24 protein-coding genes are annotated in these 24407 nt (G+C 71.5%); 17 read left to right on the top strand and 7 right to left on the bottom strand.

From position 1 onward, the window contains the following. Positions 1 to 104 precede the first annotated feature (104 nt). From BUE48_RS22920 to BUE48_RS22905, 4 genes are all read right to left on the bottom strand, one after another. On the bottom strand, positions 105 to 1043 hold the full coding sequence (locus BUE48_RS22920) for a methyltransferase domain-containing protein (RefSeq protein WP_286991007.1): 939 nt from the start codon (positions 1041 to 1043) through the stop codon (positions 105 to 107). 724 nt (positions 1044 to 1767) lie between these two features. Continuing rightward, positions 1768 to 1968, bottom strand: a complete 201-nt coding sequence (locus BUE48_RS22915; protein WP_012854912.1) for a DUF397 domain-containing protein — start codon at positions 1966 to 1968, stop codon at positions 1768 to 1770. A 280-nt stretch (positions 1969 to 2248) separates the two neighbouring features. Further along, on the bottom strand, positions 2249 to 3340 hold the full coding sequence (locus BUE48_RS22910; protein WP_286991006.1) for an NsdA family TPR-like regulatory protein: 1092 nt from the start codon (positions 3338 to 3340) through the stop codon (positions 2249 to 2251). 44 nt (positions 3341 to 3384) lie between these two features. Further along, complete coding sequence (locus BUE48_RS22905; protein ID WP_286991005.1) at positions 3385 to 4494, bottom strand: helix-turn-helix domain-containing protein; 1110 nt, start codon at positions 4492 to 4494, stop codon at positions 3385 to 3387. Between the two features lie 96 nt (positions 4495 to 4590). Here BUE48_RS22905 and BUE48_RS22900 point away from each other — a divergent pair, with 96 nt between their 5' ends. Both BUE48_RS22900 and BUE48_RS22895 read left to right on the top strand, forming a co-directional pair. Next, positions 4591 to 4893: a hypothetical protein gene (locus BUE48_RS22900; RefSeq protein WP_286991004.1), complete on the top strand. Its 303-nt coding sequence runs from the start codon at positions 4591 to 4593 to the stop codon at positions 4891 to 4893. 133 nt (positions 4894 to 5026) lie between these two features. After that, a complete protein-coding gene (locus tag BUE48_RS22895) occupies positions 5027 to 5494 on the top strand; it encodes an ATP-binding protein (RefSeq protein ID WP_286991003.1) in 468 nt (155 codons plus the stop codon). A 219-nt stretch (positions 5495 to 5713) separates the two neighbouring features. Here the strand turns inward: BUE48_RS22895 and BUE48_RS22890 are convergent, their stop codons facing one another. After that, positions 5714 to 6481, bottom strand: a complete 768-nt coding sequence (locus BUE48_RS22890; RefSeq protein ID WP_286991002.1) for a TetR family transcriptional regulator — start codon at positions 6479 to 6481, stop codon at positions 5714 to 5716. Positions 6482 to 6605: 124 nt separating this feature from the next. Here BUE48_RS22890 and BUE48_RS22885 point away from each other — a divergent pair, with 124 nt between their 5' ends. After that, positions 6606 to 7532, top strand: coding sequence for an ABC transporter ATP-binding protein (locus BUE48_RS22885; protein ID WP_286991001.1), 927 nt, complete (start codon positions 6606 to 6608; stop codon positions 7530 to 7532). Next, positions 7529 to 9487 carry an ABC transporter permease gene (locus BUE48_RS22880; RefSeq protein WP_286991000.1) on the top strand — a complete coding sequence of 653 codons (1959 nt, stop codon included), beginning with the start codon at positions 7529 to 7531 and terminating at the stop codon, positions 9485 to 9487. The genes BUE48_RS22885 and BUE48_RS22880 overlap by 4 nt, the downstream gene beginning before the upstream one ends. A gap of 528 nt (positions 9488 to 10015) precedes the next feature. Here the strand turns inward: BUE48_RS22880 and BUE48_RS22875 are convergent. Continuing rightward, a complete protein-coding gene (locus BUE48_RS22875; protein WP_012854904.1) occupies positions 10016 to 10702 on the bottom strand; it encodes a hypothetical protein in 687 nt (228 codons plus the stop codon). Between the two features lie 545 nt (positions 10703 to 11247). Between BUE48_RS22875 and BUE48_RS22870 the strand changes: the two genes are divergently transcribed. After that, positions 11248 to 13437, top strand: a complete 2190-nt coding sequence (locus BUE48_RS22870; protein WP_286990999.1) for a DEAD/DEAH box helicase — start codon at positions 11248 to 11250, stop codon at positions 13435 to 13437. Positions 13438 to 13477: 40 nt separating this feature from the next. Here the strand turns inward: BUE48_RS22870 and BUE48_RS22865 are convergent, their stop codons facing one another. After that, positions 13478 to 13951 carry a hypothetical protein gene (locus BUE48_RS22865; RefSeq protein ID WP_041442773.1) on the bottom strand — a complete coding sequence of 158 codons (474 nt, stop codon included), beginning with the start codon at positions 13949 to 13951 and terminating at the stop codon, positions 13478 to 13480. A 138-nt stretch (positions 13952 to 14089) separates the two neighbouring features. Between BUE48_RS22865 and BUE48_RS22860 the strand changes: the two genes are divergently transcribed. The 12 genes from BUE48_RS22860 (at position 14090) to hypE (ending at position 24400) form a co-directional block, all read left to right on the top strand. Then, entirely contained in the window at positions 14090 to 15466 is a 1377-nt protein-coding gene (locus BUE48_RS22860; protein ID WP_012854901.1) for a hypothetical protein, read from the top strand. Further along, positions 15463 to 16026, top strand: coding sequence for a hydrogenase maturation protease (locus BUE48_RS22855; RefSeq protein ID WP_286990997.1), 564 nt, complete (start codon positions 15463 to 15465; stop codon positions 16024 to 16026). Before BUE48_RS22860 ends, BUE48_RS22855 begins: the two co-directional genes overlap by 4 nt. Before the next feature lies 1 nt (position 16027). After that, complete coding sequence (locus tag BUE48_RS22850) at positions 16028 to 16393, top strand: hydrogenase maturation nickel metallochaperone HypA (protein WP_245537107.1); 366 nt, start codon at positions 16028 to 16030, stop codon at positions 16391 to 16393. 10 nt (positions 16394 to 16403) lie between these two features. Next, positions 16404 to 17462, top strand: a complete 1059-nt coding sequence (locus tag BUE48_RS22845; RefSeq protein ID WP_012854898.1) for an NADH-quinone oxidoreductase subunit B family protein — start codon at positions 16404 to 16406, stop codon at positions 17460 to 17462. A gap of 84 nt (positions 17463 to 17546) precedes the next feature. Continuing rightward, entirely contained in the window at positions 17547 to 19340 is a 1794-nt protein-coding gene (locus BUE48_RS22840) for a nickel-dependent hydrogenase large subunit (RefSeq protein ID WP_012854897.1), read from the top strand. Continuing rightward, a complete protein-coding gene (locus tag BUE48_RS22835; RefSeq protein ID WP_012854896.1) occupies positions 19333 to 19953 on the top strand; it encodes a NifU family protein in 621 nt (206 codons plus the stop codon). Before BUE48_RS22840 ends, BUE48_RS22835 begins: the two co-directional genes overlap by 8 nt. Before the next feature lie 148 nt (positions 19954 to 20101). Continuing rightward, positions 20102 to 20707, top strand: coding sequence for a DUF5947 family protein (locus tag BUE48_RS22830; RefSeq protein ID WP_286990996.1), 606 nt, complete (start codon positions 20102 to 20104; stop codon positions 20705 to 20707). Between the two features lie 2 nt (positions 20708 to 20709). After that, a complete protein-coding gene (locus BUE48_RS22825; RefSeq protein WP_041442771.1) occupies positions 20710 to 20919 on the top strand; it encodes a hypothetical protein in 210 nt (69 codons plus the stop codon). Between the two features lie 16 nt (positions 20920 to 20935). After that, complete coding sequence (locus BUE48_RS22820; protein ID WP_012854893.1) at positions 20936 to 21646, top strand: hypothetical protein; 711 nt, start codon at positions 20936 to 20938, stop codon at positions 21644 to 21646. 8 nt (positions 21647 to 21654) lie between these two features. Next, a complete protein-coding gene (locus tag BUE48_RS22815; protein ID WP_012854892.1) occupies positions 21655 to 21936 on the top strand; it encodes a HypC/HybG/HupF family hydrogenase formation chaperone in 282 nt (93 codons plus the stop codon). Between the two features lie 26 nt (positions 21937 to 21962). Next, positions 21963 to 23090, top strand: coding sequence for a hydrogenase formation protein HypD (hypD, locus tag BUE48_RS22810; RefSeq protein ID WP_012854891.1), 1128 nt, complete (start codon positions 21963 to 21965; stop codon positions 23088 to 23090). After that, the gene (gene hypE, locus BUE48_RS22805; RefSeq protein ID WP_286990995.1) at positions 23087 to 24400 is read left to right on the top strand and encodes a hydrogenase expression/formation protein HypE; all 1314 of its coding nucleotides are present in this window, start codon (positions 23087 to 23089) and stop codon (positions 24398 to 24400) included. Before hypD ends, hypE begins: the two co-directional genes overlap by 4 nt. Positions 24401 to 24407 lie beyond the last annotated feature (7 nt).

The following is a 24407-nucleotide window of genomic DNA, read 5'->3' as shown; positions in this document are numbered from 1 at the left end:
CGGCCGGACCACCCTGCAAGGAAGCGCACCTAGGGCATGCCGAGAACCGGCGCCCAAACGAACCTTCTCAGGAGCGACGCCTGATTCCCGTCAAGTCCGCTCGCTCATGCGAGCACGCGGGAAGGATCGTCCAGCCACAGATGCTGCCCCTCGGGAGTGACGGTGATCCCATACCGGTCGCGGCCGGGACGTCCCCACGACTGCCACCGGAAGTAGGCCTCCTCGGCCTCCTCCCACAGCCGGCGCGGACCGTGCTGGCGGACGATGTGTTCGTCGGCATCCGGGATGAACCGCGCTGTCGCCCACGAGCCGTCCTCGTGGGCCAACCAGAGCGTATAGGTGCCGTTGTCAGGGCTTGGTTGTTCGAGCAGCCGTACCCCGGGAGGCAGCGCGGCCAGCGCCGGGTCGGCGCCGATGGAGTCCCGCACCACCTCGCGCGGATCCATGCGCGTGGTCGCCTCCTCGACGTCCCCTTCCCAGCTCCATGTGCGACGTTGGGAGCGCAGCATCATGTAATCGGCACTCCCGATGAGTCGGCCGAGCGCCGTCCCATCCCGCTGGACGTGCAGGCGGACTTGGTGGCCGTGGCCGATTCCGGGTGACCAGGGCAGGACGATGATTCCGCCGGGTCTGGTCTGTTCCACCCACGGGTAGGGGACGTCCCGTACTGCGCACGTGACGTGCACCCGGTCGTAAGGGGCACCGTCCGGCCAGCCGTTTGCGCCGTCTCCGACGATCAGTCGCGGGTGCGGCCCGGCGGCTTTCAGATTGGTCTCCGCCTGCGCGGCGATCTGCTCGTCCACTTCGATCGAGACGACCCGTCCGTCGCCGAGCCTGGCCGTCAGCAGGGCGGCCGTCCATCCGGTGCCGGTTCCGATTTCCAGTACTCGGTAGTGGTCGTAGGGATCCAGCAACTCCAGGAACGAGAACACCACATCCGGCGCCGAGCACGAGGAGGTGTAGTCCCCCGACCCCATGGCCAGGTCGGTGACCCCGTCATCGAGCTGGGTGACCAGCGCGGCCGGCGAGTAGACGGCTTTCAACCAGCCCTCTGGAACAGAGGCTCGATCAACGAGGTGAGGTGGGGCGTCCAGCGGGTGGACCAGCACCAAATCCGGCACGAACCGGTTGCCGTGGCGCCCGGTGCATCGCCTCCCGCCACACCTCGGACGCCTCCACTCTGTCGGCCAAGGCATTGATCAAGGCATCGACATGCCCGGCCGTATCACTGGCAGACGCCACCGCTACTTGTTCTCGCCCTTACTGTGCTTGCCACCGCCCTCTGGGGCCGGGGTGTCGAGATTTATCTCCTCGCTTGGCTCGAAGGGCTTGTCTTTGGGCTTTCCTGCATGCTTGCCCGCGCTCATGATGATCGCCTTTCACAGCATCAGCCGAGCATCCTGTACCGAAAGTAATCGCGAGAACACGAGAGCGGACCGGGGTGGCCGGGTCCGGCCGACCACGGCAAGATCCTCCCAACCCTCACCTGCTGCAGCTTCCGGCTCACTCCTCTGAGGACGGCAGAAGGCACCCCTTACTTGATTGAGCGTCAGCCCGTACCTTTCCGCCGGTCGATCCCGGCTGGATCTTCCGAGTGGGCGTTGCCCAGTGTGAGGACAGGGCCGTTGGCCAGGTCGGCCTTGGTGGGCAGGACGTTGACGTGGCGCACTCGGGCAGTGCTGCGGTGCAGCAGGCCTGTGGTCTGGAGATGACCTTGAACCGATGAAGGGACTGCGACACGGCCGCGCTTGGTGGGCGTCTGAGGTGCTAGCGGTCGAAGGCGCCGCGCTTCACCGCGGTGAGCAACGACCGCCAGTGGTCGGCCGGCAGAATGAGATACGAGGCTGCTGGAGTCTTGCTGTCGCGGATCGCCACTACCCCGTGACCGGCTGCGGCTTCCACACAGTTGCCGTTGTGGCCGCTGTAGCTGCTCTTACGCCAACGCGGACCAGGAAGGCTCAGGGGCATCTTAGGGACTCCTACTCTCGAAGCTCTTTACAAGATCGTTCAGGGGGACGATCCAGCGTGAGGGCAGGTTGCTGGCCACGTCCGTCACAGTGGACGGGGCGTCGGCGCTGCGCGCTCGGGCAGTGATGCGGCGCAGCAAAGTGGCAGTGCGAGGAATCGGTCTCAGGTGTCGGGACTGACGGACCGGCAGGCTCCTCTTCGTCCCTGCCGGACGCAGATCCCGGCACGTGGCCTTTGAAGGTGGCGGGGCGTCCTCCTTTCATAGTCAGGGCATGCGCGGTCAGCGCAGTGCATGGGCCTGCCGGGCGAGGCGGTCGGAGCGCAGGCGTTCTGCCATCTCGGTGAGGTCATCGGCCAGCGCTGCGGCCTGGTCACGGTCGCCGTTTTGCAGGTGGGTGCGGCCGAGCTGGTAGATGAACTCGCCTGCCCACTCCGAGCGGCGCATCTCCTCGGGCAGGCGGGCCAGGCCGCTGGTGATCGCTTCGAGGGCGCGGCGGTTGTAGGGCTTGTGGCGGCGGCCCAGGTAGCGGTAGGTCAGGCCGCGTTGCAGCTCGAAGAAGCCGGGGGAGTGGTAGTACAGCCACGGGGGAGCCTCAGCGGCGCGTTCCCGGGCGGCGGCGGCTTGTTCGTCGGCCTTGTCGAGTTTGCGTTCGGCCTGGGCGGCGTCGCCGGCCATGGCATGGCCGCGGGCCTCTTGCGCCGCGGACATCGCGTACTGGCCGGGGAACAGCCCGCGGTCGCGCTGCGCTGCGGCCGACAGGCCGATGACGGGGTCGACGTGCCCGGCCATCCAGGCGATGTGGCCTTTGAAGCTGAGCACTTCGGAGATCAGGTTGCGATCGTCGGCCTCGGTCGCCCATTCCAGCGCCCGGTCCAGCCACGCCTGTCCTTCGTCAGGGTGGCCGGTGTTGGCTTTCAGCCAGCCGTAGAACTGCGCCCACTGGGCGGCCACGTTCACCAGCGGCAGCCGGACCTTGCCGCGTGCGTCGAGCACCAGTGCCTGAAGGGCGTTCAGTTGCGCCCCCACGGGTTCGAGGAGGGGCGCCGATCCGATCGCGTCCTCGGTGCGGCGCTGGGCGGCGAGGACGGTCGCCAGTGATTCCACCACGCTCAGATCCGCCCGGACGGCCCGCTGGACGGCCAAGATCAGCCGTTCTTCTTCATCAGGTGGGAGTTCCCCGCTGAAGCAGGACGGGCGCGACGGCGGGGCCGAGGCATGGCCGAGACCGAACAGTTCTTCCTCGGTGGTTTCCAGGACGCGGGGGTCGGCGGCGGCTCGGAGCAGCCGGGCCATCTGTTCGCGGGACCAGTAGGGGTCTGCTTCCCGGGCGGCGCGCAGGCGTGCTCCCAGGGCCTGTCGGTCGGTGGACATGGCGCGTGGGGGGCATGAGACGCGGTTTGACTGGCTGTGACCATTCAGCTCGACAGCTCCTGCGCGTGGGCGAGGGCCACTCGGTACTCCTCAGCCCACTGGGCGCCCTGCTGGTCGGCGGGCAGCGTCTGCAGTCCGTGTTGCAGATTTTCTGCGGCCGCAGCGTGCTCCTTCATCGACAGCAGCGCCAGCCCGATGTTCAGGTGGTGGTAGTCGGGAGTGAGCCAGTAGGCCGTCCCGGGAGGGAGCTCCCTGGCCGCTTCATCCGACAGCGCCATCGCCTCCCCCAGCAACCGTCGCGCGGTCCGGCGATCCCCCAGCAGCGCATACCCCTGTGCGGCCTGGACGGCGTCACCGAGCCGCTGGGCGGGGTGGGCGCCGGGGGTGTGGTAGGCGGTCATGAAGTGGCGGACGATCCCCCGCGGCAGGCCGAGCCGGCGGGCCAGGTAGCCCTTGAAGTTCGTCGCCTGAGCCGCCAGTGTGCCGTCGCCGGCCTCATCGGCGAGTTCCTCAGCGCTGGTCAGCAGTTGCATCGCCCTAGGTGTATCGAGTAGCTCGGCGTGCAGCCACCCGTGGAACTGCACCCACTCGGCGGCCACGGGCAGCAGCGCATCCCGGACCTGTCCCCGTGCCTCCCGCAGCAGCCGTAGCGCAGTGGTGGCCTGGACAGCGGTGGCGGGCAGGATCGCGGCCGGTCCCACTACGTCGTCCATACGTCGCTGGGACGCCAGAATCGTCGCCAGTGAACGAGCGACCGCCTTGTCCACGCGGGCGGGCCGTGCAATGGCCCGGGCGAGGCGCTCCTCATCGTCGGGCGTGAGTCCCTCCCACAGCCGGCTGTGGTCGGCAGGCGCCGGCTGCTCCAGCCGACTCGACCAGGGGGTATTGGCCAGTTCGCCGAACAGTTCTTCCTCGGTGGTTTCCAGGACGCGGGCGTACAGGCGCCGGTATTTGAGGGCGGGGACGGCGTCTCCGCGTTCCCATGCTTTGATGCGGCGGGCCAGGGATTTGACGTGGGCGATGGTCCCGGATTCCAGTTCGCGGGGGTCGGCGGCGGCTCGGAGCAGCCGGGCCATCTGTTCGCGGGACCAGTAGGGGTCTGCTTCCCGGGCGGCGCGCAGGCGTGCTCCCAGGGCCTGTCGGTCGGTGGACATGGCGCGTGGACCATACGGATGCAGAAGGCCCCGGCCTGGTGGCGCGAGCGTCGGAGATGCCCGGGGCCCGGTTATGAATCGGAGATCTCGGTTGCCATGAAGAGGCTCCAGCACGTGCCGCCGTCCCGTGCCTCCGGTCCTGCGGAGCGCACCGCTGCCGATGTGTTCGGGCCGGATGCGGTGAACGATCTGGAATGCCGGACCGGTGGGCGGTGGGTGTTCTGGTACGGCCACTACACCCGCCGCTGGTGGGCGATGCCCCGGCCTCCGTACCCGTGGTTCGGGTTGACCGAAGGGCGCACTCCGGCCGACCTGCTGGCCAGAGTGCGGGAGGCCGAGGAGTACTACGGCCCCTGCCGTCCCCGCCACGCCTCGGACCGTGTTGGAGAGTCACGGTGAGGCGGGACGGAGGGCGGCCTCCGGTTGGAGCGGTCGTGGTTCGCAGCGGACGACGGTGGGCGCTGCCGGGGTGGCGGTGTCCGGCCGACGGCGTGGATGAGGTGCGGGCGACCGTCGCGGCGGGGGTGGACTGGTGAGCGCGGCGGGGCTGCTGGCGGGGGCCGGGCTGGTGCCCGCGGTGCGGTTCGTGGCGGCGCGGCGGTTTCCCGGCGAGGGAGGCCCGGCGGTGGCGCGGGTGGACGTGCGTGAGGTGCGGGCGTATCTGCGCCGGGTGCTGACCGGGACGGGGGTGGACCTGGGGGACGCGGAGTTGCCGGCCTGCGAGGTCGTCACGAACGCGGTCCGGCACACCGATTCGGGGAAGCCGGGTGGGCGCGTGTGGGTGACGGTGATCGTCACCGATGAGGGGGTGCGGGTGGAGGTCACCGACGAGGGTGGGACGTCCACGGAGCCGCATGTGCCATCGGCGGCGGCGCTGGGCGGCCGAGGGCTGCTGATCGTGCAGGAACTGGCGAAACGGTGGGGCTGGGGGCGGGATGGGGCCGGCCGGGTGACGGTGTGGTTCGAGCTGGCCGCCACGGGGGCGCGGCACTGCGGTTGAGCCGGCCGTTGCTTATCCGGGCCGCTAGGAGCCCTCAGAACCGAGAGAAAAGGGGCTGCCGCGTCGATCTGGAGGGGCCGGCGGGGCGGTCGCTGTCGGCTTCGCCGGTGGGTTCTCGGTCCGATGGGGCGGTGGGCCGTCGTTCGCAGGCGGTGTGCGCGTGTGGGCCTGTGTCTCCGTCCCGCACCGTCTCAAAACTGTCTCAGAACTGTCGCAAAATCAGGGGTCGGTGGGTTCGGTGAGGTGGCGGTAGATCGTGGCACGGGAGACGCCGAGGGCGGCGGCGATCTCGGAGACGCTGTGGGTGCCGGCCTGGTACATGCGGCGGGCCTGGGCGAGCTTGGCGGCGTCCAGGACGGTGGGGCGGCCGGGGCGGCGGCGCGGGCGCGGGGGTGCGGGAGTTCGCGCGGGCGGGGCGGTGGGGACGTCCTCCAGCAGGAGGCGCACGCCCGACAGGATCTCGGCCTTCAGGCGGTCGTCGGGGGCGTCGGCGTAGAAGACCACCGGGTCGCTGATCATCGCGATGGCCTGGATCGCGCGCACGCCCCGGCGCAGGTCGGGGTCGGGGCCGGCGACGATCTGGTGGACCTGGTGGAGCAGTCCGACGAAACGCTGGAAGGCGTGGTCGTGGGCCAGCAGCGTCAGGTCGTGCATCAAGATGCGCAGCAGGCCGCGATGCCGCAGGTAGATGTCGAGCAGGCGCTCGATCATCAGCCACCGCGCCCGGTCCGGATCGGGGGCGGGGCGGGCGGTGGCCTCGTACATGGCGCTCTTGAGGGCCTCTTCCACGTCCTCGATCAGCGGTTCGCTGAGCGCGGCCAGCAGGTGCGCCTTGGACGGGAAGTGGTAGAAGACCGCGGCCTTGGTGATGCCCGCCCGTTCGGCGATCTCCCGCATGGAGGCGCGCTGATAGCCCTGCTCGGAGAACAGCTCGAGCGCGGTCTCCATGATGCGCGCCCGGGTGCCGGGGGCCGTTGTGCCGTCCACTTTTCCACCATAGGGCCCTGGTGCGGGGCGGGGCGGAAGCCTAAGCTGGATGCTGACCGCCGGTCAGTGCGGCCCGGGGTTCGCGCCGCACGGCCGGGAGGCGGCTGACGACGAGGACCCCGCGATGAGCGACGCGATCGCAGTGACCGACCTGACCAAGACGTTCGGCGACGTCCGGGCGCTGGACCGGCTGAACCTCACCGTCCGCACCGGGGAGGTGCACGGCTTCCTCGGCCCCAACGGCGCCGGCAAGTCCACCACCATCCGGGTGCTGCTGGGGCTGCTGCGCAAGGACTCCGGCCACGCCGTCGTGCTCGGCGGCGACCCCTGGAAGGACGCCGTGGCGCTGCACCGCCGCCTGGCCTACGTGCCCGGCGACGTCAACCTGTGGCCCAACCTGTCCGGCGGGGAGGCCATCGACCTGTTCGGCGCGCTGCGCGGCGGGCTCGACGAGCGGCGGCGCGAGGAGCTGATCGAACGCTTCAAACTCGACCCCACCCGCAAATGCCGCACCTACTCCAAAGGCAACCGGCAGAAGGTCGCCCTGATCGCCGCCTTCGCCTCCGACGTGGAGCTGTACCTGCTGGACGAGCCCACCTCCGGGCTGGACCCGCTGATGGACGCGGTCTTCCGCGACTGCATCCACCAGGCCAAACGCGAAGGCAAGACGGTGCTGCTGTCCAGCCACATCCTCAGCGAGGTCGAGGCGCTGGCCGACCGCATCAGCATCATCCGCGACGGCCGCACCGTGGAGTCCGGGACGCTCGCCCAGCTGCGCCACCTGACCCGCACCTCCATCTCGGTGGAGACCGCCCGCCCCATCACCGGCCTGGACGCCCTGCCCGGCGTCCACGACCTGCACCTGGACGGCACCCGCGCCCGCTTCCAGGTGGACTCCGAGCACATGGACACCGTCCACCGGCACCTGGCCGAACTCGGCGTGCGCGCCCTCACCAGCACCCCGCCCACGCTGGAGGAACTGTTCATGCGCCACTACGACGCCCCTCCCCGGCCCAAGCCCCGCCCCGCCGAGACGGGAGACCCCCGATGAACGAGCCTCCTGCGCCGGACGAACCGGCCGTGACCTCCGCCCGCCCGAAGACCCCGGAGGGCGGCGTCCGCCGCGAGAACGCCGCGGGCGACGACCTGCTTCCGGCGGCCGAGACGAACACCTCCGCCGCCCGGCCGGAAGAGCCGACGAGCGATGGCCGGGTGGACGGGCGAGCCTTGGGGAGCGGGCGGGGCTTGCCCGCTGGGCGGGTGGAAAAGCCGGTGGGAGAGGGCGTCCGTCACGAAGGGGACCCGGTGGGCGTGAAAGGGCGGCACGAGAAGGCGCGGAGCCTGACCGGCGGGGGCGGGCGGCATGAGAGCACGCGCGGGGCGGCCGGGATGTTCGCCGGGACCGGAAGGCTGGTCCGGCTGGCGTTGCGGCGCGACCGGGTGCAACTGCCGGTCTGGCTGCTGGCGTTGACGGGGGTGGTGGCGGCCAGCGCGTCCAGCATCCAAGGGCTCTACCAGACCGAGCAGGAACGGCTCGCCTATGCGATGTCCAACGCCGGCAGCGCGGTCTCCCGGGTGTTCAACGGGGCCGTCGCCGACCCCAGCGTGGGCTCGATCACGGCGACCGAGACCTATGGGTTCACCGCCGTCCTGGTCGCGTTGATGAGCATCATGGCGGTGGTGCGGCACACCCGGCAGAACGAGGAGACCGGCCGGGCCGAGCTGGTCGGCGCCGCGGTCGTCGGACGGTACGCGATGCTGACCGCCGCGCTGGTGGTCGCCGTGCTCGCCAACGCGGTGCTGGCGCTGCTGATGGCCGGGACGCTGGTGGCGATCGGCCTGCCGGCCGCCGGGTCGGCGGGGTTCGGGCTGGCCCTCGGCGGGGCGGGCATCGCGTTCGCCGGGGTCGCCGCGGTCACCGCCCAGCTCTCCGAGAGCGCCCGCGGCGCCAACGGACTGGCCGGGGCCGTGCTCGGGCTGGCGTTCCTGGTGCGCGGCATCGGGGACATGCTGGGTGAGCCCACGCCCGACGGGACATCGGTCACCAGCCTGTGGCCGTCCTGGCTGTCGCCGGTGGGCTGGGGGCAGCAACTCCATCCCTATGCCGGGGGACGCTGGTGGGTGCTGGCCCTGTACCCGGTCTTCTTCGCGGCCCTGGTGTGGACGGCCTACCGGCTCACCGACCACCGGGACGTCGGCACCGGGATGATGCCGGTGCGGCGCGGCCCGGCCGTCGCGCCGCGCACCCTGCTCAGCCCGCTCGGCCTGGCCTGGCGGCTGCAGCGCGGGGTGCTGCTCGGCTGGAGCGTGGGCGTGGCGATCATGGCCGTCACGATGGGCGCGCTCGGCCGCGAGGCCGAGGAACTGCTGGCCACCAGCGACGAGCTCAAGGAGTACTTCGCCCAGATCGGCGGTGGCGGTGCCAACATGGTGGACGCCTACTTCGCCGCGTTCATGGGCATCTTCGGCATCGTCATCGCCGGGTACACCGTCCAGGCCCTGCTGCGGATTCGCGCCGAGGAGACCGGGCCGCTGGAGGCCGTCCTGGCCACCGCGGTGAGCCGGCCGCGCTGGATGCTCAGCCACATCACCTGCGCGATGCTCGGCACGGTCGCGCTGCTGCTGCTCCTCGGGTTGGGAACCGCCCTCAGCCACGGGATGGCCAGCGGTGACTTCTCCCAGACCTTGGAGTTGCTCGGCGCCGCCCTGGCCCAAGCCCCGGCCGCGCTGGTCCTGGCCGGGCTGGTGGTCCTCACGCTGGGCGCGCTGCCCCGGTGGGCGGTGGCGCTGTCGTGGACGGCCCTGGTCGCCTGCCTGCTGATCTCGCAGCTCGGCCCGCTGCTGGAACTGCCGCAGCCGGTCATGAACGTCTCCCCGTTCAGCCACGTGCCGTACCTGCCGGTCGCCGACCCCGCCGCGACCCCGCTGGTGTCACTGCTGGCGGTGGCCGTCGCCCTCACCGGCTTGGGCATCGGCGCGTTCCGCCGCCGCGACCTGGCCCTGTGACCTGGGGCCCCGGCTTTGGACGCCTGATCCGCCGGGACTCGGCGGCTTGCCCTGACACCGGCATGCCGGGCTTTGGAGGACGAGATGCGGACAACCGCGGGCAACGCCCGGTGCCGGTCTTTGCGGGCTGCGGCCCGTCCTCGGGGTGGGCGCGCAGGTCGCAGGGCCGGGCGCACGCCGTCGCGGTTCGCCTCGTTCACGCTGCTGAGAGGTTCACCGTCTTGCGTATCGACCCGGGGCCGAGACGGCTCGAGGGGACTGCGCTGCACCGGTCGGCGGGAGGCTCGGTGGCCGGTCTGGACGATTGGGCGGGCCACCGGGATCGAGGCCGGTTCGCTGTGCGGTCGTTTGCGGATGTTCTTCACCTGCGGCGCCCGCAGGCGGGAGGCCTGCGGGCGCCGCGGTGGATCGGGTATCTGCCGCCGGGCGGTGGGTGTTCTGCAAAGCGGTCGTGTCCGTCCGGCCGCGCTGCAACCGAGACGGATGCGCTCAGCGAACCGCCCGGCCGGGTTCGGGTCGTCTGCCCGATCAGCGGTGCTTGCTCAGGGCGAAGGCCGCGCCGGTGCCGAGCACCCACAGCGCGCCCGGCAGCAGTGCCATGTACTGCACCGGGGTCAGCTGGACGAGTGCGAGCAGCGCCGCCATCAGCGCGCTGAACGCGGCCAGGCCCCGGCCGACCGTCCGGCGGCGGAACCCGGCGACGGCGACCGCACCGGCCGACAGGCCCGCGCCCGCCCACACCCAGGCCATGGTGTTGTAGATGCCCAGCGAGGCGGCGACGGTGTCGGGGTCGGCCTCGTCGTGCTTGGCCAGCCCCCAGTACAGCTCGGTGCTCATCCCGCCGCCGACCAGCAGCAGCGCGGCCACCAGCAGGATGCCGGCGAAGGCCAGGCCGGGGATCAGGCTGCCGGCCGGCTCGGCGCGCTCCAGACGGCGGCGCAGCCCGGCCCCGAAGAGCATCACCAGCAGCGCGGACAGCGAGGTGCTCGCCTGGAAGAGCCACACGAAGTGCTTGTTGCCGGCGATGGCCGGGATCAGCTGGTGGTTGTCCTTCCACAGCTCCGAGTGGTCGTTGGTGAGCTGCACCGACAGGCCGAACACCACGACGAGCGCCACCAGGGCGCCCACGATTCCGGCGACCGCCCATCCCCGTCCCTCCCGGACGGCCGGGGGCGCGGCGGCCACCGCCGGCTGGGACACCGACTGAGTCGTCATGACCGAGGCTCCTTCGTTCACGCGCTCCCGGAAACCGGAGCGCCGACCGTTGACCCCTTCTCGACCCGTGGCTCTGGGCACTTGGGGCGTCCCAGAGCACGCCGCTGTCCCTGCCGCGAAGCCCCCGCATGCCTCTTGACGGGTCGGAGAAGGCCCGATTGCGGGATCACTTTGCGAGACGACCGGTGGCGCCCACCAGATACCGCTGTCCCGTTCGGATCCGGGCGGCCTCTGGGACAGAAACCGGGTTCACCGCCCCGGCCGGGCGGGACGCCCCTGGGGCTGTGGCCGTGTCACCGGCGTCCGGGGTGAGCCGGGGTGTGGGATGTCGTCGGCGCCGCCTGCGCGGTCTTGCGGGTTTCGCCGCCGTGACCTGGGGCGGACCGCAAGGGCTCGGACCTGGCAGAACGTCGCCCGGCCGGGTGCCGGATATGTCACTATTGAACCTCTTTTCAGGTGCCCGGGGTCGTCCCGTCCGGTGATCCGGGACGGCCGTGCTCGTGGCGGTGGGGTCGAGACGGGCCAGTGCGTGGGGGAAGTGGGCGTTGAGCGGGGTCCTGAACCAGGGGCGGCCGGCCGCGGACGCGAAAGCGGTGCTGCAGGAGGCCGAGGAGCTGCTGGAGGCGGCCCGAAAAGTACAGGCCGACCATGAGCAGGCCCGCGAAGAGGTGCTGCGGGCGCTGCATCCGCTGCGCGAAGGGCAGGCCCGGCGGGAGCTGGAGAACATTCCCGTGGCCCGGCTCAAGGACGTCACCGGCGGCCGGTTGCGGATCGGCCCGCTGGAACAGGCCGGGTACCGCACCGTCCTCCAAGTGCTGGACGCCGGCCCCTACGGGCTGCAGCTCATCCCCGGGGTGGGCGCGCAGACCGCCAACCAGGCCTACGCCGCCGCGGCGCACCTCGCCCGCACCGCCGAAGAGTCCACCACGCTGCGCATCGACCTGGACGGCCGGCGCGACCCGCAGGTGACGGCGCTGGTGGTGGCGCTGCACCGGCTGGTGGCGGCGGGACCGCGGCTGTCCTGGACGGTCGAGCGGGCCGCCGAGATCACGGCCGGGCTCGCCCCGCTACTGGCCGCCGCCCGCCCGCTGCGCAGCCGGCTGCGGATGTTCTTCACCCGCGGCGCCCGCAGGCAGCGGGCCAGGGACGCGCTCCAGCAGATCGAGCACCTGCTGGCCGCCGCCCGAAGCTGGGACGCACGCACCGTCTTCGGCCAGGCCTCGGTGGATCTGCTGCGCCCGCCCGTCCACCCCATCGAGGCCTGGACGGATTTCGAGCACAACGCCGCCGCCTACCACGGCCTGCTCATCGAGATCGCCGGGATGGAACCCGGCCGGGCCACCTCCGAGGGCTACCTGCCCGGCGAGCTCGCCGAGCGGGTCAACGCCCACCCCCTCGACACCACCCACTGCCGGGTCACGCTGCGCGGCTACCAGGCGTTCGGGGCCCGTTTCGCGCTGACGCAGCGCCGGGTGATCCTCGGGGACGAGATGGGATTGGGCAAGACCGTCCAGGCCATCGCCGCCCTGGCGCACCTGAGCGCCCAGGGCGAGACCCACTTCCTGGTGGCCTGCCCGGCCAGCGTCCTGATCAACTGGGTCCGGGAGATCGAAAAGCACAGCGCGCTGCGCCCGGTGCGGGTGCACGGCCCCGAACGCGCCGCGGCCTGGGCCGCCTGGGTCGACCGCGGCGGGGTCGCGGTGACCACCATCGACGGGCTGCATTCGCTGCCCGTTCCAGAGGACGTGCCGCTGGGCATGTTGGTGGTTGACGAAGCCCATTACGTCAAAAACCCGCAGACTCGCCGCTCCAAGGCGGTCGCGCAGTGGACGCAGCGCACCGAACGCGTGCTGTTCTTGACCGGCACGCCGATGGAGAACCGGGTGGCGGAGTTCCGCAACCTGGTGGCCTACCTGCAGCCCGACCTCGCCCGCCGGATCGACGAAAGCGACGGGGCGGCCGGGCCGCGGGCGTTCCGCAAGGCGGTCGCGCCCGCCTACCTGCGCCGCAACCAGGAGGACGTGCTCAGCGAACTGCCCGACCTGGTGGAGGTCGCCGAGTGGGAGACCTTCAGCCGCCAGGACGAGGCCGCCTACCGGGAGGCGGTGATGTCGGGCAACTTCATGGCCATGCGCCGGGCGGCCTTCCGGCACCCGGAGGGCTCGGCCAAGCTCCAGCGGCTCCGCGAACTGGTCAAGGAGGCCGAGGAGAACGGCCACAAGGTGGTGGTCTTCTCCTTCTTCCGGGACGTGCTGGCCACCGTCCAGCGGGCCCTCGGCCCCGCCGCGCTCGGCCCGCTCACCGGATCGCTGAGCGCCGCCCGCCGCCAGCAACTGGTGGACGAGTTCACCGCCCATCCCGGGCACGCGGTGCTGCTCAGCCAGATCCAGGCCGGCGGGGTGGGGCTGAACCTGCAGGCCGCCTCCGTGGTGATCATCTGCGAGCCGCAGCTCAAACCCACCCTGGAGGCCCAGGCGGTGGCCCGCGCCCACCGCATGGGCCAGGTCCGCAAGGTCCAGGTGCACCGCCTGCTGGTGGCCGACAGCGTCGACCAGCGGATCATGGAGCTGCTGCGGCACAAGAGCGCCCTGTTCGACGAGTACGCCCGCCGCAGCGACCTGGCCGAGTCCGCCCCCGAGGCGATCGACGTCTCCGAAACCGAACTGGCCCGCCAGATCATCGAGGCCGAACAACGCCGCCTGGCCCAAGAGACGGCACCGGGTCAGGCCCGCTGACCGGTGGTCCGCGCCGTCACTCGGCGGGAGTGAGCCCGGCTCAGGTGCCGGTGGCCGACAGCGTCCAGTAGGTGACCGCGCCGTAGGCCAGGTGCGGGATCAGGTCGCTCAGCCAGTCCGGGACCGACCATTGGCGGGGGTCGGTGACCCCGAGGGCGGTCATCGGGGCGTCCGTGGCGGCCATGGCCAGGGTGCCGATCGCGATCGTGCCCAGCCAGGCGGGTGGGCGCAGGCCGGCTGCGCGCAGGGCGCCCGCCGCCATGCCGATGCCCACTCCGGCGGCCATTCCCAGCAGGGCGCCGAGGCCGGTTCGCCGGTTGTCCTTGGTCTGGTCATCGCCGGGGATCTGGTGGCCGGCCAGTTCGCCGAGCCGTTCCACCGTGCGTTCCGGGGTGGAGCTGGGAGGGCGTCCGCGCCAGGCCATGTCCAGGTAGGCCACGGCGTTGAGCGCGGTGGTGCCCGCCGCGCCGGCCAGGGCTCCCCGGCGGATGCCCGCTGCGAGTGCTGTCGCCATGGGTGCCTGCGTGCCCGTGCCTTCGGAGGCCAAACAGCCCTCCTACGGCTGATGCTCACCTATGGTGATCGATCACTTACCAAGTGTGCGAGATGGTTGTTATACCGGGATGGTCTCCGAAGGGAAGAGGCCATCGCCATGCACGCCAGACCCGCCGCCGCCACCGGGCTGGACGCCGTCCGGGCCGTGGCCGACGCCGTCCTGTACGAGGGGTACCTGCTGTACCCGTACCGGCGTTCGTCGGGCAAGAACAAGGTCCGCTGGCAGTTCGGCGTGCTGCTGCCGCCGGAGTGGGCGCGGGCGCAGGGACTGGTCGACACCAGTGTGGCGGGCTCGGCCGAGTCCTGGTGGCAGCAGACCGAGTGCCTGCTGGAAGGCCCCAAGGACGCCCGGATCGAGGTGCGGATCCGCTTCCTGCAGCTGCAGCGCCGCCACCCGCAGGAACGGCTGCCGGACGGGCGGTACCGCACGGTCGAGGAGCTGGAGGCCGGCTCCCGCCTGGAGGTGGGCTTCGATGAGGCCGTCCCCCAGGAGTTCGAGGTCCGGGCGACCGTCGCCGAGCTGCTGGGCGGGGCCCGGCACGTGGTGCTGCGGGCGCCCGGCGGGCAGGAGAGCGAGCCGCTGACCGGCGAGGACGGCCGGGAGATCGGCCGGGTGGTGCGCCGCCGCCGGCCGGTGACCGCGTCGGTGACGCTCTCGATCACCGACTGCCGGGCGGCGCCCTCGCTGCGGCGGCTGCGGGTGCGGGTGGAGAACGCCGGGAAGGCGGCCTCCCCGCAGGCGTCCCGCGAGGTGGCGCTGCGCAACTCGCTGATCGCCTGCCATGCGCTGCTGTCGGTGCGCGACGGCTCGTTCCTGTCGCTGCTGGACCCGCCGCAGTGGGCGGCCCAGGAGGCCCGCGCCTGCGTCAACGTGCACACCTTCCCGGTGCTGGCCGGCGAGGAGGGGCGGCGCGACCTGATGCTGTCCTCGCCGATCCTGCTGGCCGACTACCCGCAGGTCGCCCCGGAAAGCCCCGGCGACCTGCACGACGCCGCCGAGATCGACGAGCTGCTGTCGCTGCGCACGCTGACGCTGACCGACGAGGAGAAGCGGGAGGCCCGCGCCACCGACCCGCGCGCCGCCGCCATCATCGACCGGATCGAGACCATGCCGCCGCAGGCCATGGCCCGGCTGCACGGGGCCATCCGCTCCCTGCGCCCGGCCACTGAGGAGAACGAACGCTGGTGGGAGCCGGGCGCCGACGCCCGCATCTCACCCGACACCGACAGCGTGCTGGTGGGCGGGGTGGCCGTGGCCAAGGGCAGCCGGGTCCGGCTGCGTCCCCGCCCGCACGGCACCGACCCCCAGGACCGGTTCCTGGACGGGCGGACCGCCCTGGTGGAGGCGGTGCTGCAGGACGTGGACGGCACCCGCCACCTGGCCGTGACGCTGGAGGACGACCCGGCCGCCGAGCTGAACCGCTGGCACGGCCGCTACCGCTACTTCACCCCGGATGAGGTGCAACCACTGTGAACGCAACGGACGGACGGCGGGTGCTGGTCGCCGGGATCGGCAACGTGTTCCTCGGCGACGACGGCTTCGGCGTCGAGGTGGTGAACCGGATCGACCGCGCCGCGCTGCCGGAGCGGGTGGACGTGGCCGACTACGGCATCCGCGGCATCCACCTGGCCTACGACCTGCTGGAGGGCCGCCACCACACGCTGATCATGGTCGATGCCGTCCCGCTGGAGGGCCCGCCCGGCACGCTGGCGGTGCTGGAGGCCGACCCCGACGACGGACCCGGCCTGCCCGCCATGGACGGGCACGGGATGAACCCGCAGGCCGTGCTGCACCTGCTGCACACCCTCGGCGGCCGGGTGGACCGGGTGCTCATCGTCGGCTGCCGCCCCGCCGACGTCACCGAGCGGATGGGCCTGACCGGCCGGGTCGCCGCCGCCGTGCCGCGGGCGGTGCGCCTGGTCACCGAACTGGCCGCCGACGCGGCCCGGCAGACGGGCCTGCCGCACGCCGCCCCCGCGCAAAGCCACCAGGCCGAAGGAAGCCCGACAGAAGCGGAGTACGCCAGTGCATGAGATGGGGCTGTGCCAGGCCATCGTCGAGGCCACCTTGCGCCGGGCCGCCGGACGGCCGGTGCGCGCGGTGCGGGTCAGGGTCGGCGGGCACCCGGTCGACCCCCAGGTGATCGCCCAGGGGTTCCGGATGGCGGCGGCCGGCACCTACGCCGAGGGCGCCGAGCTCGATTTGGTGGTCGAGCCGCAGACGGCGCACTGCCGCTCCTGCGGGGCGGACTCGCCGGTCACCGCCGCCACCGTGCTGGTGGCCTGCCCGCGCTGCGGCGGCCTGGACATGGACGCCCCCCTCACCGAGCAGCTGGTCGTGGAATCCATCGCCATCAGCGAGGACGAGCCCGCCGCGTCCGGGCGCGGCGACAGCGGCTGAGGAGGCCGAGATGACCCAGACAGCACAGACCGCCGAACGCCGGGTCGGGTTCGACGAGATCACCATCTTGTGGATCTCGGAGGGGATGAGCTGCGACGGCGACACCGTGTCGATGACCGCCGCGGGCCAGCCGTCCATCGAGGACGTGGTGGCCGGGCTGATCCCCGGGCTGCCCAAGGTCAACCTGCACAACAAGGTGCTCTCGCCCACCTTGGGCGGGGAGGAGTTCCTGGCGCCCTACCGCGCCGCCGTCCGCGGCGACCTGAGCCCCTACATCCTGGTCATCGAGGGCTCCATCCCCAACGAGAAGATCAACGGGGACGGGTACTGGACGTCTTTCGGCAATGACCCCGACACCGGTGAGCCGGTCACGCTGAACTGGTGGATCGACGCGCTGGCGCCGGGCGCCTGGGCGGTGGTGGCCATCGGCACCTGCGCCACCTACGGCGGCATCCACGCCATGGCCGGCAACCCCACCGGGTGCATGGGGCTGGCCGACTACCTGGGCTGGGACTTCCGCTCGGCGGGCGGCCTGCCGATCGTCAACGTGCCCGGCTGCCCCGTCCAGCCGGAGAACTTCATGGAGACGCTGACCTGGCTGCTGTACCACGCCGCCGGGTCGGCGCCCCCGCCGCCGCTGGACGACAAGCTGCGCCCGCAGTGGCTGTTCGGCAAGACCGTGCACGAGGGCTGCGACCGCGGCTCCTACTACGAGCAGGGCGATTTCGCCGGCGACTACAACTCACCCAAGTGCCAGGTGAAGATCGGCTGCTGGGGCCCGGTGGTCAACTGCAACGTCCCCAAACGGGGCTGGATGGGCGGCGTCGGCGGCTGCCCCAACGTCGGCGGCGTGTGCATCGGCTGCACCATGCCCGGCTTCCCCGACAAGTTCATGCCGTTCATGGACATGCCGCCGGGCGCCAGCATGTCCACCCTGTTCGTCAAGCCGTACGGGGCGTTCGTGCGGCGGATGCGCGGCATCACCAACCGCACCGTCAACAAAGAACCCAAGTGGCACCACAACCGTGACGTGCTGACCAGCGGCTTCAGCCCCCGCTATCGCCCATGACCGCCGCAGAGCGCCAAGGCCGGCCCTGACGCCTTGGCGCTCCCTCATCCGTCCGACCGGCCACCGCAGGAAGGAACACGTCCAATGGCGATCACGGAGCGGAAGCCCGCCGCGCCCGAACCCGGGCAGCTCGTTGAGATGGCCTGGGATCCCATCACCCGCATCATTGGGAACCTGGGCATCTACACCAAGATCGACTTCGCCAACCGCCGGGTCGTCGAGTGCCACAGCACCTCGTCGCTGTTCCGCGGCTACTCGGTGTTCATGAAGGGCAAGGACCCGCGCGACGCCGGGTTCATCACCAGCCGCATCTGCGGCATCTGCGGCGACAACCACACCACCTGCTCGGTGTACGCGCAGAACATGGCCTACGGGATCAAGACCCCGGTGCTCGGCGAGCTGATCATCAACCTCGGCGAGGCCGCCGAGTACATGTTCGACCACACCCTCTTCCAGGACAACCTGGTCTTCGTCGACTTCTGCGAGGCCATGGTCAAGGACACCAATCCCAGTGTCCTGCGCCGGGCCGAGACCACCGAGGCGCCGCGCGCCGCCGTCCACGGCAAGCGCACCATCGCCGACATCATGCGCGCCTACAACCCGTTCGAGGGGGACGCCTACAAGGCGGCGCTGCAGATGAGCCGGCTCACCCGGGAGATGTTCTGCCTCATGGAGGGCCGGCACGTCCACCCCTCCACGGTCTATCCCGGCGGGGTCGGGACGATGCCCAGCCCGACCACGTTCACCGACTACCTGTCGCGGCTGCTGCGGGTGGTGGACTTCGTCAAGAAGGCCGTCGCCATGAACGACGACGTGTTCGACTTCTTCTACGAGGCGCTGCCCGGATACGAGGAGGTCGGCCGCCGCCGCATCCTGCTGGGCTGCTGGGGCGCGTTCCAGAACCCCGAGGTCGTCGACTACCGCTACGAGACGATGAACGAGTGGGGCAAGGCGATGTACGTCACCCCCGGCATCGTGGTGGACGGCGAGCTGGTCACCAACAACCTGGTCGACATCAACCTGGGCATGCGCATCCTGGTCGGCTCCTCCTATTACGACGACTGGGTCAACGAGGAGCCGTTCGTCACCCACGACCCGCTCGGCAACCCGGTGGACATGCGGCACCCGTGGAACCAGACCACGCTGCCGGTGCCGCAGAAACGCGACTTCGACCACAAGTACAGCTGGGTGATGAGCCCCCGCTGGTACGACCAGCGCACCGGCGAGCACCTGGCGCTGGACACCGGCGGCGGCGCCTTCGCCCGGCTGTATGTGACCGCGCTGTCCAACCTGGTGGACACCCCGTACGTCAAGGCCACCGGCTCCAGCGTGCGGATCAACCTGCCCAAGGGGGAGAGCCTGCCGGAGACGACGCTGGAGTGGCGCATCCCCCAGTGGTCCAACACCATCGAACGCAACCGGGCGCGGGTGTACTTCGTCGCCTACGCCGCCGCGATGGCCTTCCAGTTCATCGAGCAGGCCATGCAGCGGGTGCGCTCGGGCGACCAGAAGGTCTTCCAGGACTTCGACGTGCCCGAGGAGGCGATCGGCGCCGGCTTCCACGAGGCGGTGCGCGGGGTGCTCTCCCACCACCTGGTCATCCGCGACGGCAAGATCGCCAACTACCACCCCTACCCGCCGACCCCGTGGAACGCCAGCCCGCGCGACAACTACGGCACGCCCGGCCCGTACGAGGACGCCGTCCAGGACATGCCGATCTTCGAGGAGAACGGCCCGGAGAACTTCCGCGGCGTGGACATCATGCGCACGGTGCGCAGCTTCGACCCGTGCCTGCCCTGCGGCGTCCACATGTACCTGGGCAAGGGCCGCACCCTGCGCAAGATCCACTCCCCGATGTTCGGCGCCGACCATGGCTGAGACCGCGCTCCTGGGCGGCCAGGCCGAACGGCCCGGCAAGACGCCGCCCGAGGACGGCGCGGAGCGGCCCGGCGGGAACCGGCTGGACGACCGGGAGGTCACCGAGCGGCTGCAGGCGCTGGAGGAGATCCTTGCGCACTTAGAGCGCCTCCCCGGGCCGACCGCCGAGACCGCGCTGGACGCGGTGGCCCTGCTGACCCAGGTGTACGGGGAGGCGCTGGCCCGGGTGATGGACCGCCTGGCCGCCCACCCCGACCTGGCCGGGGCGCTGGCCGCCGACGACCTGGTGGGGCACCTGCTCGGCCTGCACGGCGTCCACCCCGTGCCGGTCGCCGAACGCATCACCCGGGCGTTAGCGGACATCCGCCCACACCTGCGCGCCCGCGGCGGGGACGCGGAACTGATCGCCGTCTCCGACGGTGTGGCACGGGTACGGCTGTCGGCGCGGGGCTGCGGCTCATCGGCCGCGCAGCTGCGGCAGGCCGTGGAGGCTGCGATCGGCGCCGCCGCCCCCGAACTGTCCGGCATCGAGCAGGTCACCGACCCGCCCGCACGCCCGGCGGCGTTCGTCCCGGCCGAGGCGCTGCTGCGCAAACCGGAAGGCGCGCGATGAGCGGCGACGGGGCGGGACGCGCGGCCGTTCGTCCGATCGGCGTATCCCGGGGGCGGGATGCCGAGCGACGCGGGCTTTACGGCCGGGCCGTCCCGCAGGCGCACGCTCGCGTCTTGGACGGGCGATCGCGCGGGGCCGAGGGGACGCGATGAGCGGGAGTGCGCTGGGGCGTGTGATCACCCGCCCGGCCCGGCGGCGGGACGCCGAACGGTGCGAGCTGTGCGGCCGGGACGTCCCGCAGGCGCACGCCCACGTCCTCGATGAGCAGACGGGGGAGCTGCTGTGCTCCTGCCGGGCGTGCGCCCTGCTGTTCGAGCAGGACGGGGCGGCGGGCGGGCGGTACCGGCCGGTGCCCGAGCGGCGGGTCCGGCTGTCCGGGCCGGAGCCGGCCGAACTGGGCGTGCCGGTCGGGCTGGCGTTCTTCGTCCGGCGGCCGGACGGGGGCGTGGACGCCTGCTACCCGAGCCCGCTGGGCGTCACCCGCTGGGAGGTGGACCTGAAGGTGTGGGAGCGGGCCACGGCCGGGTGGGAGCCGCTGCGGGCGATGCGCCCGGCGGTGGAGGCCCTGCTGGTCAACACCTCCCGGGGCGTCTCGCAGCAGTGGCTGGTGCCCATCGACGACTGCTACCGGCTGGTCGCCCTCGTCCGGCGTCATTGGACCGGCCTGAGCGGGGGAGAGAGGGTCTGGAAGGAGATCGAGGCGTTCTTCGCCGACCTGACCTCGGCGAACGCATCCGAGGGAAAGGGGAGATGACCATGGCGCAAATCCGTGTGGGCAAGCCGCAGGTCTCACCGGACACGCCCTCGCACACCCCGGGCGTGCGGCAGGGCAACACCAAGGGCGCCTACCGGCACCAGGCGGGCCACCACCTGGACGACACCGCCGACGCCCGCCGCTCGACGGGCATCCGGCCCAAGGACCGCAACCCGATCCTGCCGTCCATGCCGAACCTGTCGCCGAGCTGACCACGAGGGGGACACCGTGACGAAAGCCGGAACCATCGCACGGAAGGCGGCCACCGTCGCCACCACCGGAAGCACCACCGGCAGGAGCGGCGGCACCGCGACGCGCATGAAGGCCGCGCCCACCGCCAAGATGGGCTCCGCCGTCCGCAAGGCGGGCACACTGGCCACCGGCGGCAGGGCCAGGCCGAGGCCGTCCGGCGGGACGAGCCCGCTGAGCAGTGTGGGTGCCGCCGTCAAGAAGGCGGGCGGCGCGCTCATGGCCATGACCGCGGCCCGGACCACCGGTGTCGCGGGCAGGACCGGCCCCTTCGTCGGCAAGGGACAGCCGGGCATCGCACGGCGGCCCGGGCCTTTCGTGGGCAAAGGACAACCGGGCATCGCAAAAAGGACAGGACCCTTCGTCGGTAAAGGACAGCCGGGAATTGCCACCCGGACCGGTCCCTTCCTTGGGAACTTTCTTGGAAAGAGGTCGGGCATGACGACCATGAGCAGTCCGCTCGCCAGAAGGAAGAGCGTCGCCCGGAAAGCGGGCGCCGTGGCCGTGGCCGGAGCCGTCGCCAAAGCACTGACCACGGCGGCCAAGACCGGCTCCGCCAAGAAGAAGAGCGGCGCGGCGCGTCCCAAACGGTCGAAGCTGCCCATCGCCATGCTCGGCATGGCGATCGCCCTGCTGGTGTGGCGGGAACTGCCGGCCATCAAGCGCTACTACAACATGACGAGGATGTGAGGCATCGCATGTGCCTTGGCATTCCCGGGGAGATCGTGGAACTGCTCCCCGGCCGGGCCGACCTGGCCACGGTGGAGATCGCCGGAGTCCGGCGGGCCGTCAACATCGGCCTGCTGGGCACCGGCGGCCCCGGCGGCGTGCAAGTCGGCGACTGGGTGCTGGTCCACGTCGGATTCGCCATGTCGAAGATCGACCAGGACGAGGCCGCCGCCACGCTGAAGCTGCTGAAAGGCATGGGCGAGGCCTACACCGACGAACTGGACGCCCTCGCGGGCTCGGACATCACCTGAAGACCGGACGGTTGGAGAGGACCTGCATGCGGTTCATCGACGAGTACCGCGACGCCGACCGGGCCCGCGCACTGGCGGCACGGATCGCCGCGCTGTGCGAGCCCGGCCGCCACTACAAGTTCATGGAGGTCTGCGGCGGGCACACCCACACCATCTACAAGCACGGGTTAGAGGACTACCTGCCGGAATCGGTGCAGCTCGTGCACGGCCCCGGCTGCCCGGTGTGCGTGATCCCGATGGGCCGGGTGGACGACGCCATCGCCATCGCCCGCCACCCCGACGTCATCTTGACCTCGTTCGGCGACATGATGCGGGTGCCCGGCAGCCACGGCTCGTTCCTGGACGCCAAGGCGGCCGGCGCCGACATCCGGATGGTCTACTCGCCGCTGGACGCCCTCAAACTGGCCCGCCGCAACCCCGACCGCCGGGTGGTCTTCATGGCCGTCGGCTTTGAGACCACCGCCCCGTCCACCGCGGTGACCGTGCTGCGCGCCGCCGCCGAAGGGGTGCGCAACTTCTCGGTCTTCTGCAACCACGTGACGATCATCCCCGCGATCAAGGCCATCCTGGACTCGCCCGACCTGCGGCTGGACGGCTTCCTCGGCCCCGGTCACGTCTCCACCGTGATCGGCTGCCGCCCGTATGAGTTCATCGCCCGCGACTACGGCCGCCCGCTGGTGGTCGCCGGGTTCGAACCGCTGGATGTGCTGCAGGCGGTGCACATGCTGCTGGTGCAGCTCGCCGAGGGACGCGCCGAGGTGGACAACCAGTACACCCGGGTCGTCCCCTGGAACGGCAACCCGCGGGCGCTGCAGGCGATCAACCAGGTGATGGAGCTGCGCCCGCACTTCGAATGGCGCGGGTTGGGCTTCATCTCGCATTCGGCGCTGCGGCTGCGCGACGCCTACGCCGACTTCGACGCCGAACGGATCTTCCAGGTGCCCGGCGTCCGCGTCGCCGACCCCAAGTCCTGCCAGTGCGGCGAGGTCCTCAAGGGCGTGCTGCGCCCCTGGGAGTGCAAGGTCTTCGGCACCGCCTGCACCCCCGAAAACCCCATCGGCACCTGCATGGTCTCCTCCGAGGGGGCCTGCGCCGCCTACTACAACTTCGGCCGCTTCACCCGGCGGCGCACCAAGGAGGCCACCCACGCATGATCACCGAAGAGCAGGTCCTGGAACGCATCCGCCGCACCCGCGCCCGCCGCCCCCGCCTCCGCGACGAACGCATCACCCTGGCCCACGGCGCCGGCGGCAAAGCCACCCAATCCCTGGTGGAAAGCCTGTTCGTGGCCGCCTTCCGCAACCCGGCCCTGGAACGCCTGGACGACGGCGCCGTCCTCGACCTGCCCGCGGCCGCCTCCGGGACGAGCGGGCCGGCCCGCGCGGCGAGCGGCCCATCAGGCAAGACGGGCGCGGCCTGTGCGGACGAAATGAGCGACACGGCGAGCACAGCCCCCAGGGATGAGACGGTCCTTGCCGGTGGGACAGTCAATCCGGCACCCATGAGCCGTGCAGGTGAGCCGGGCAGCCCGGCGGCCTTTGCGGACGACCCGGCAGCCACGGCCCGCATGAGCGACGCGATGGCGACGGCCGGGCCGCGGCTGGCGTTCACCACCGACTCCTATGTGGTCTCCCCGCTGTTCTTCCCCGGCGGCGACATCGGCGACCTGGCCGTCAACGGCACCGTCAACGACCTGGCCGTCTGCGGCGCCCGCCCGCTGTACCTGTCGGCCGGCTTCATCCTGGAAGAAGGCTTCGAGGTCGCCGACCTGCAACGGATCATCGCCTCCATGGCCGCCGCCGCCCAGCACGCCGGCGTCCAGATCGTCACCGGCGACACCAAGGTCGTCGGCCGCGGCAAGGCCGACGGCTGCTACATCACCACCGCCGGCGTCGGCCTCCTGGACCGCCCCGTGCACCTGGACGCCGCGACGGTCCGCCCCGGCGACGCCGTCCTGGTCTCCGGCCCGATCGGCGAACACGGCGTGACCATCATGCTGGCCCGCGGCGAACTGGACATCGAAGCCGACCTGACCTCCGACACCGCCCCCCTCAACGGCCTCACCGAGGCGCTGCTGAACGCGGCCCCCGGCGTCCGCGTCCTCCGCGACGCCACCCGAGGCGGCGTCGCCACCGTCCTGAACGAGATCGCCCAGGCCTCCCAGACCGCCATCGTGGTGGACGAGGCCGCCGTCCCGATCCGCCCGGTGGTGGCCGGTGCCTGCGAACTGCTCGGCATCGACCCTCTCTATGTGGCCTGCGAGGGCCGCTTCGTCGCCATCGTGGACGGCGCCCACGCCGACAAGGCTTTAACGGTCTTGCAGACCCACCCTTTGGGCCGGGACGCCGCCATAATCGGCCACGTCCACGACGACCCGCCGAGCCTGGTCCTGGGCCGCACCGCCTTCGGCGGCACCCGCGTCATCGACACCCTGGTCGGCGACCCACTGCCGCGCATTTGCTGAGCAGAGT

This window comes from Thermomonospora sp. CIF 1 (assembly GCF_001896795.1).
Lineage (GTDB): Bacteria > Actinomycetota > Actinomycetes > Streptosporangiales > Streptosporangiaceae > Thermomonospora > Thermomonospora curvata.
The sequence above is the reverse complement of the archived record's forward strand: the minus strand, read 5'-3'. Positions and strand labels throughout refer to the sequence as shown.